General features: G+C 68.6%; 8 protein-coding genes. 2 read left to right on the top strand and 6 right to left on the bottom strand.

Going from position 1 to position 8,177, the window contains the following annotated elements; translation table 11 throughout:
• Positions 1-83 precede the first annotated feature (83 nt).
• The 4 genes from ACZ4MF_RS39990 to ACZ4MF_RS39975 all read right to left on the bottom strand — a co-directional run bounded on the left by ACZ4MF_RS39990 (position 84) and on the right by ACZ4MF_RS39975 (position 4,009).
• A complete protein-coding gene (locus ACZ4MF_RS39990) occupies positions 84-662 on the bottom strand; it encodes a hypothetical protein (RefSeq protein ID WP_467498062.1) in 579 nt (192 codons plus the stop codon).
• Positions 663-795: 133 nt separating this feature from the next.
• Positions 796-2,355 carry a hypothetical protein gene (locus ACZ4MF_RS39985; protein ID WP_467498061.1) on the bottom strand — a complete coding sequence of 520 codons (1,560 nt, stop codon included), beginning with the start codon at positions 2,353-2,355 and terminating at the stop codon, positions 796-798.
• A gap of 96 nt (positions 2,356-2,451) precedes the next feature.
• Positions 2,452-3,099, bottom strand: a complete 648-nt coding sequence (locus tag ACZ4MF_RS39980) for an NAD(P)-dependent oxidoreductase (RefSeq protein WP_467498068.1) — start codon at positions 3,097-3,099, stop codon at positions 2,452-2,454.
• Positions 2,990-4,009: an EamA family transporter gene (locus ACZ4MF_RS39975; RefSeq protein ID WP_467498060.1), complete on the bottom strand. Its 1,020-nt coding sequence runs from the start codon at positions 4,007-4,009 to the stop codon at positions 2,990-2,992. Before ACZ4MF_RS39975 ends, ACZ4MF_RS39980 begins: the two co-directional genes overlap by 110 nt.
• A gap of 78 nt (positions 4,010-4,087) precedes the next feature.
• Here ACZ4MF_RS39975 and ACZ4MF_RS39970 point away from each other — a divergent pair, with 78 nt between their 5' ends.
• On the top strand, positions 4,088-4,984 hold the full coding sequence (locus tag ACZ4MF_RS39970) for a LysR family transcriptional regulator (protein ID WP_467498066.1): 897 nt from the start codon (positions 4,088-4,090) through the stop codon (positions 4,982-4,984).
• 395 nt (positions 4,985-5,379) lie between these two features.
• On the opposite strand, the gene ACZ4MF_RS39965 is transcribed toward ACZ4MF_RS39970, so the two are convergent.
• Positions 5,380-5,757: a hypothetical protein gene (locus ACZ4MF_RS39965; RefSeq protein ID WP_467498058.1), complete on the bottom strand. Its 378-nt coding sequence runs from the start codon at positions 5,755-5,757 to the stop codon at positions 5,380-5,382.
• A 557-nt stretch (positions 5,758-6,314) separates the two neighbouring features.
• Between ACZ4MF_RS39965 and ACZ4MF_RS39960 the strand changes: the two genes are divergently transcribed.
• Positions 6,315-6,908, top strand: coding sequence for a hypothetical protein (locus ACZ4MF_RS39960; RefSeq protein WP_467498056.1), 594 nt, complete (start codon positions 6,315-6,317; stop codon positions 6,906-6,908).
• A gap of 299 nt (positions 6,909-7,207) precedes the next feature.
• Here ACZ4MF_RS39960 and ACZ4MF_RS39955 read toward each other — a convergent pair whose 3' ends face one another.
• Positions 7,208-7,999 (bottom strand): class I SAM-dependent methyltransferase, encoded by a 792-nt coding sequence (locus tag ACZ4MF_RS39955; RefSeq protein WP_467498054.1) that lies wholly within the window; start codon positions 7,997-7,999, stop codon positions 7,208-7,210.
• Between the last annotated feature and the right edge of the window lie 178 nt (positions 8,000-8,177).

Here is an 8,177-nt window from a genome sequence, read left to right as displayed (position 1 = left end):
AACGTCACCCGCAGCCGCCTCGGACGCCTCGTCCGCCAAGGCTTCCTCACCCAACCCGGACGAGGCCGCTACCAGAAACGGACTTAACGCCCACTCAGAGTGAGAGGTTCCTCGACCATGCGCTTGGGATTGGGGTCACGCACCGGATCCCAGGTCAGCGTGGCTCCCCAGGCAAAGACACTGCTGGGATCGAGGGCTCCAGGACCGTTTGGATTGGGTCCCTTGCCCCGGTAGTAGGCGAGTAGTCGCTTGCCGGTGTCATCGTGGGTGAAGGGTATCTGCGGGTCGCTGTCGCCTGCGGTGAGGATGCTGTCGATGACATCACCCATATGGTGTGGGTTGGCGCCGTAGTAGGCCGTCACGCTCATCGAGCACTTGATCTTGTACGTGTCGCTGCCGTCCTGGAAGAACGCCTGCTTTCGAAGACCCGTCTGACAGGTGTCCTGCACCGCGACCAGCCCGAGACTCAGGCGAGTGTGGTCGGCGTAGGCCTGTATGACCTTCCGGAGCTTCTGCTCCGCTTGCTGCCGGGCTTCGGTCGCCTGACGGCTGCCAGCCAGTGTCCGGGCCTCTTTCGGGCTGACGGCGCGGTTTCCAGACGAACACGCGGTCAGCGCGAGCAGCAGAAGGACGGCGAGGCCGCCTTTCGCGGTGCTTTTCATCGGGCCTCTCATCGCTGGGTGTTGCCTCCAGAGGGTTCCGCCAGGGCCACTGTCCACCAGGCTGGTGAGTCAGGGCATGAGTACGGGTGCTCAGACAGGTCCGGGGCAACCCTTGCGGGCTGCCCCGGGTTGATCACGAGCGGTTGCTAAGGCCCATGCCCGACATGGTCCGCTCCAGGGAGTTCGCGTACAGTCGCGCGCCCTCGATCTTCGGGTGGAACGACTGGGCCGACAAGCCGTAGTTCCTGAGCCATGGCCAGTCGTTGCTCGGATTGTCGGATTGCACAAGGGCCTTGACGATGCCGTGCACCTGCTCAGGGCTACCGCATACACCCTTGCCCGCGAAGTCGCTCGTCGGGTCGGAGAACCACACGCTCGCGCCTTGCTTGTTGGCGTCGTCGGCCGCGCCCTGCATCGCCGCTGTCAGCGTGACGGCGGTGGCGTTGAGCCAGTCTGCGGAATCCGAGGACAGGCCGAAGGGCGGGATCCTCAGGCAGGAGCCGCTGTCGGAGATCAGTGGCGGATACCCCATGAGGACGATCTTCGCGTGCGGTGCCTTGCCGTGAATCTGCAGCAGCGTCTTGGTGATGCCCGGACGGACGATCTCGTTGATGATGCCTGGTACAGCGGTCTCCAGCTTCTGGCCTGCGAACTTCGCGTCCCGGCCGCCGATGTCCTTGTCCTCGTCCCTTTCGTCGAACGTCTTGTCCTTGCAGTTGCTGCCTCCGAAGGAGATCAGGCATTTCTGGAAGATGTCCGAGAACCCTGAGTCGTTGCCGCCTATGGAGATCGTGACCAGGCTGGTGTCCTGGTCCAGGTACCCCTTGTCGATCTGCGGCATCTCACGGCTGTTGTCCTGCGTCACACCGCCCTGCAGCACGTTGTAGGTGCGCGCGCCGCAGCACGCAATCAGGTGGTAGTCCATCGACGGGTCCAGCCCGTCATCCAGTTCACCGATCGACTTCGAGGCGCCCGGCAGGGATGCCTGACGCGACCACGCCTGGGTGGACCGGTGGCGGGCGTTGCGGGCGTTCTCGTCGAGCTTGCTGCGGTAGTTGGTGTCGACGGCGTAGGCGGCCCAGTCCCCGCCTGATGCCTGCTGCCACTGGACGGCCACTTTGATGTGGACCCCGAGCATCCGGGCAAGGATCGCGGCGGGGACTTCGGTGGCGAGGGTGAACAGCGCAGTGGAGCGGTCCTGCTTGGGCCGGATCCCGATCTTGTGGAGGCGCTGGCCGATCTGGTCGTCGCCGAGGGGGCGTCCCGGCTGACCTCCGGGGAAGAGCCAGGGCGCGCCCTCAGGGGTGCCGATCTTGGCCTTGCCGCGGCGGGTCGCGATGAGCTCGCGGACCAGGCTGGCCAGGGGTGTGGGGAGGACGACCGGCGAGGTGCCGAACGTGATGGAGACGGCGTCGCCGTCGAAGTCGACGTCACCGACGGTGAGTTGGCTGATGGTGGCGATCTTCTGTGCGTAGAGGATCAGCAGTAGTCCCGCGACACGGTCCGGGGTCGGCAGGGTGTCGTCGTTGAGGAGGCGCCGGGCGTCCGCCCAGCGTCTCTCGCTGTCGATGATGCTGAGCGGGCCGGTCCAGCGGACGGTGCCGTAGGTCAGGTCGCGGGCGTGCCGGTGCTGTACCGACCAGCGGACGAAGTGGCCGGTCTCGTCGGGGTAGCTGACCGTGGGGTCGGCCATCCAGCGTTCCAGGTCCGTCTGGGTGCAGGTCCCGATTGCGAGCCCTTCGCCGCCGAGCCAGTCGAGGAAGTTGTTCGCCGCGGTGACGTGGCAGCGCTAGGCGGGAGGTGCCTCGGCGACTGTGAAGTGCCGCTCGGGGCCGGGGTTTTCCAGCTCGTCCAGTACGGCGACCGCCAGGTCCTCGGCGCTGACGTACGACCGCCCGTCGGCATCGACGAGCAAGGTGTCGGTGCCGCGCCGGTAACGGCCGCTGCGGTCGCCGGGTCGCAGCAGGGCCGGCGGGCTCAGGTACACCCAGTCGGCGCCGGGATGGGCGCGGCAGGCGTGCAGCTGAGCCACACCTGCGGCGGCCACCGCCCGGTACTCGGGGGGCACGTACGCGCGGTTCTCGGCGACCGGCAGCTCCCGGTCGCCGGGACTGCGCAGCACCCCGGCCCCGCCGACCACGAGCACCCGGATCCCGAGCCCCGCGGCGGCGTCCAGCACCGTCCGGGTGGCGCCGACCAGGAAGTCCTCATCGGCCGGGTACGTCCGCACGGTCAGGACGACGGCCTCGGCGGCCGACCCGGCAATCGCCTCCCGTACGGCGACCGCGTCCTGCGCGTCGACCGCGACCGGTGTCACGCCCGGGTCCTCACTCGCCGGCTTCCGGGACAACGCCAGCACCCGGTGTCCGCGCGTCCTCGCCTCGGTCACCACCCGGCCACCGACCATCCCGGTGGCTCCGAGCACGGCGATCGTCATCATGTATCTCCCCTTCCTGCACGGTCTTCTTCCGTTCCTTGGGCCCGAGTTGGGCGGCCAGCATCGCGGTCAGGGCCAGGGCGAAGCCGAGCAACTGCGCCAGGCTCAGCGACTCCCCCTCGGCGAGCCCGATGACCGTCGCGACCAGCGGGGACAGCAGCACCAGCGGTGCGGACGCACCGACCGGGAGACGGTCGAGCCCACGGAACCAAAGGGTGTACGCGATCAGCCCGCCCATGCTGCCGAGCCAGAGATAACCGCCGGTCGCGCCCGCGTCGATCCGCCCCGGAATCCCTTCGAGGCCGAGCGTGAGCGGGAGCATCAGCAGCCCGCCGGAGGTCAGCAGCCAGCCGGTCAGGGCGAGCGGGCCGACCCCTTCGGGGCGTCCCCAGCGCTTGGTGAGGACGACTCCGGCCGCCATGGTCGCCGTGTGCCCGAGCCCGGCGAGCACGCCGACGGTGTCCAGCTCGGCCCGCGGGCCGAGCACGACGAGTCCGACACCGAGCACCCCGAGCACCCCCCAAACCAGCCGCCAGGCCGTGGGCCGCTCATGCAGCAGAGCGGTGCCCAGGGCGGCGACCAACAGGGGCTGGGCCGCACCGAGGGTGCCCGCGACCCCGCCGGGCAGCCGTTCGGCCGCCACGAACAGCAGCGGCATGGCGCCTATGTTGAGGGCGCCGAGCACCGCGGTCTTCCACCACCACGGCCCGCGCGGCAGCACCCGGGTGATCGCCAGCGCCAGCAGCCCCGCGGGCAGGGCCCGCATCAGCCCGGCGAACAGCGGATGGCCGGGCGGGAGCAGCCGTGTGGTCACTGCGTAGGTGGTGCCCCAGGCGGCAGGGGCGAGCGCGGTCAGGGCGACGCTTGCTGCCTGCCCCCGGCGCTGATGCGAGGCGAGCGTGGGATGCATGGGGGAAGTCTCGCCAGCGGGCAGCCATGATTCCAAAGCATGGTTGCCATCACAGCCATGAACAGAAAGCATCAGCGAGTGGACCTCCAGCAGCTGCGGTACGTCGTCGCCGTCGCCGACACCCTGAACTTCACCCGAGCCGCCGAGCGCTGTGCCGTGGTGCAGTCCTCGCTCAGTCACCGGATCGCCGCCCTGGAGCGAGAGCTGGGGGCACGGCTGTTCGCCAGGTCCAGCCGCCGGGTCGAACTGACCAGCGCGGGCGCGGCGTTCCTGGTCGGCGCGCGGGAGTGTCTGGCCGCCGCCGATCGGGCGGTGGCGGACGCGGCGGCCGCGACCGGGGTGGTGCGCGGTCGGCTGGCCGTCGGCGTGATCGTGACCACGGCTGCCGTCGACGTACCGGAGGTGCTCCAGCGCTACCGCGCCCAGCATCCGGACGTGCGGGTGGCCCTGCGCTCGGGGCGCAGCGACGACCTGGCAGCGGCGGTCCGGGACGGCAAGCTGGACATCGCCTTCCTGGGCCTGCCGGAGGGCGAGCCGCCGGCCGGGGTGGAGGCGGTCGTCCTCGACCACGACGCGCATGTCCTGGCGGTGCCGGCCGGGCACCGGCTGGCACAGGCGTCCCGCGTGACGCTGGCGGAGATCGCCGGGGAGACATTCGTGGACTTCGTGTCGGGAACGCCTGCGCGGGCCCAGTCGGACCGAGCGTTCGCCGCCGCGGGGCTGGTCCGCGACGTGGCCTACGAGGCCGGGGTGGTGGAGCTGATCACGCGGCTGATCGGGCGCGGGCTCGGCGTCGCCCTGCTGCCATCGGCGTTCATCCGTCCGCTCGCCGCCGCCGATCCCGAGCTGGCCCTGGTCCCGGTCGTGGACGGCCCGCACCGGCTGGAGTACCTGGTGTGGAGCCCCTTCAATCCCAGCCCGGCGACCCGGGCGATGCTCAGCGTCCTCGGGGTCAGACCCCCGCACCACCCCTGACCAGACCCTGGGCGGCGGCCGTACCGGCGAGCAGCCTGAGGCCCGCGTCGGGGCAGTTGCCCGGGGCCACGCCGCCCGACTGAACCCGCGCCTCGTCACAGCTCACCGCTTCTACCTGGGTACGCGGCCTGTGAGCCTCATAGACCTCACAGCGTGACAGAGGGCGTGACACCGCTCCCGGGGGCACGAGCGGAGGCCTGATAACGCAGTCCTGGACCAGCGGATGGAGATACAGACCTCACGGGCTCCGGCGAGGGCGGCACATCTGGGGCAAGTTTTCACCCGTTTAGGCGATTCGGGTCATGAGATCGGCCCGTGGAGGGGCTTCCGCCTCCCCACCGGACCGGATCAGAGACCCTGGCGAGTCCGACCGCCAGCTTCGGTAGCGAGGGCGCTCACCGGCGGCCCGTCAGAGCCGCGAAGACGGCGGCTCCTTCGGCATCGGGGCGGGCGACGACCTTCCACCGTTCGTCGTAGTCCGCGTCTTTCTCCCAGCCCAGGGCGAGCACCGCCAGGCGGTTCCACCTGAGGAACCGGGCCCGCACCGCCTCGCGGGACTGGTCCGCTCGCGCGTACGCCTCCCGGGCCTGCCTCGCCCGGTGGTTCAGCGCCAGACGCAGCCCCAGGGCGGCTTTCCAGACGTCGGTGTCGCTGCGGTGCGCGGCGAGGATGCCGCGCACCTTGACGTCGAGGAAGGCGACGAGCGCCTCGACGTCGGCGGGGGTCACGTCGGAAGCCAGTCGGGGGGCAGGCAAGGAGGTGGTGGGTGTCACGGGCCAGTCCTGTTCACGTTCGGAGCCGGGTCTCTGATCCCGGCGTCATGTCCTAGTTTGTCGCGTCGGACGGTGAAGGGTTACCCGACGATTCGGCACCTCGACGGCAGTGGCCAGAGGGATCAAGGCACGGTGGACCACCCGGGCTCCGACCGCTGTGTCAAGGAGTATGCGGTCAATGCTGATGGCTCGCCCGGCGCCGAAGCGTTTGCCGTGAGTGGCTAGCCGAGCCAGACGATGTCCAGGACAAACAGGCGCCGGGTAATCCGATGGACGCGGCAGGGACGTCCTCGCCCTCCAGGTTGCCGGCGTTCCACTGGGGCCGACGCAACGGGGAGCGCACCGCGCTGGCCACGACGTCGCGGACCTCTCCTTCGCAGCCCGCGGGGGGACAGTCGCACCGGCTTGGCGCGTGCGGCTTTGGCGGCGAGGCCGTGCCAAGAGCAGGCGTCCTTCGGTACGGGCTCTTTCCAGACGTTGTCCGCACACCTCAGCGCATCACTGCCCAATTGGGCGGACTGGCAGGCAAAGAGAGCTGCTCCAGTACGTCAACACGCATGGAATTGGGGGGACTTGTGATCGTCCGGCGATTCCTAGACGACGACGATGAACTGGCCCAGCACCTCGCCCGCCAGCTCAACACTCCAGTGGACTGGCCCAAGGACGGAGGGCTGAACACCGGGCAGGTCGCGAAGATTGCTTCCGCGGCGGCCTGCGACGTCTCGTACAACCAAGCGGCCAACGGTCATCTGGCCCACCTCTTCGCTGCACTCCCCCTACCCGGTACCACCGAAGGCGATGAGTTCTGGGGTGCGCTGGAGGCGGCGGGAGGCCAAGCCGCTTTGTACATCGACCCCGGCAACATGGGCGGCCCGTTCTTCGACCGCCTGGCCAGGGGGAACGAAGCGGGCATTGCCGACCGAGTACTCAGCTTTCTCGCAGAGCTCGACGACCAGCAGCGCGGCGCCGTGACCGAGGTGATCGGCGACGCACTGTCTCACGACACGCTCGTAGCAGGTGGCCGCTACCTCGGGCAATTGTGGCTGCGTGACGCCGAGACCACTGCCTGGCATGCTCTGCTCGCCAGACGCCGCCTGCACGAGACAGAAGACGACCGCAAACGATTCCTCGAAGCATGGGGCAACGCCTGAGCGGTACTGATCGGCGCGGGACAGCCGGCGTGGTTCTCAGGCGAATGAAGATCCACCATCCTGAATTGGCTGGTCAGGGTGCTGGCATGGCGGGGGTCGCGGGTGCTCGTGCTGGTCGTGGGCGGTTGTCTGTGGTCTCGATCGTTTGACGTTGGCGGGTCAGCGAAGTTAGCGGGGGGGTCGGCTGGCACAGCGCTCCACTTGGCCAGTCGGAGATTGGCCACATCGAATAAACCAGTGGCCAATCTGCGAATGGAATTTGGTTGTTCACGGGCCTCTCGGTCGGCGCCGCGGCTGGGTCAGCCTGGCTTTACCGCCAGCGTCGCAAAATAGTTCGACATGTATTGGGCGGATGCGTTGGATTGGTGCGGTGCTTCTGCGAAGCCGGTGAGGACGAACCCCGCGGCGAGCTGCCCACCGATCTGGTCGGTGAGGGTGTGACTATATTCAAGAGGGGCATCCGCGCCGAACTTCGTGGCGCGTTCCTCGGCGGAGTATTGCGTGACATCGCTGTAGGGCAGCTTGTGCACGACGACCATCTCGCCGCGCTCGTCGAGGGCCTCGTGGTCGAACAAGTACACATCAGGGTTGAGGAAGCCCACGAGCAGAGTTCCGCCTGGTCGCAGGACACGGAAGCACTCACGCCACACCGGCGCCAAGTCGGGTACAAATACGTTCGAGACCGGGTGGAACACAACGTCGAATACTGCGTCGCCGAAGGCGCTGAGGTCGCGCATGTCACCCAGGACGGTGCTCAGCTCAAGTCCGTCGCGCGCCGCCACCATCTGGTCCTGGCCGAGCTGGCGGGGCGAGTTGTCGAACACGGTGACCCGCGCCCCTGCGGCGGCGAGGATCGGACCCTGCTGGCCACCGCCGGAGGCCAGGCACAACACATCCTTGCCGGTCAGGTCCGTCGGCAGCCAGGAGCGGTCGACTGGCTCACGCCCGATGAGAACAATCGACCAGTCGCCCATGCGGGCACGCTCGACATCCTCAGCACTCACCGGCCTCGTCCACTCGTTGCCCTCCTGGACATACTTGTCCCAGGCCACCCGATTATGGACACCGGGGTCGACGACAAAGTCCTGCACGTTTAACTCCCTGCTACAGCCAAGCGGACACCAGCGGCACTGACAGTTCGATGCCGATAGGCAACATGATCACAGGTGCGGGCTCAATGAAATTAGCGGGCATCAAAGGTGCCCACGGGCTCGCCGGGTGGTCGCGCAGCGGGTGCGTAAGCGCTGGGTCGTGACGAGGCACCCTCGG

This window comes from Streptomyces sp. NPDC025793, assembly GCF_055558375.1.
Note: the sequence above shows the minus strand (reverse complement) of the source record. Positions and strands in the feature narration are given on the sequence as shown.

What these genes read in the sequence shown, in the direction of transcription:
- ACZ4MF_RS39990 (WP_467498062.1), bottom strand. Translation starts at nt 662, where the DNA reads ATGAAAAGCACCGCGAAAGGCGGCCTCGCCGTCCTTCTGCTGCTCGCG.
- ACZ4MF_RS39985 (WP_467498061.1), bottom strand. Translation starts at nt 2,355, where the DNA reads ATGGCCGACCCCACGGTCAGCTACCCCGACGAGACCGGCCACTTCGTC.
- ACZ4MF_RS39980 (WP_467498068.1), bottom strand. Translation starts at nt 3,099, where the DNA reads ATGACGATCGCCGTGCTCGGAGCCACCGGGATGGTCGGTGGCCGGGTG.
- ACZ4MF_RS39975 (WP_467498060.1), bottom strand. Translation starts at nt 4,009, where the DNA reads ATGCATCCCACGCTCGCCTCGCATCAGCGCCGGGGGCAGGCAGCAAGC.
- ACZ4MF_RS39960 (WP_467498056.1), top strand. Translation starts at nt 6,315, where the DNA reads ATGGAATTGGGGGGACTTGTGATCGTCCGGCGATTCCTAGACGACGAC.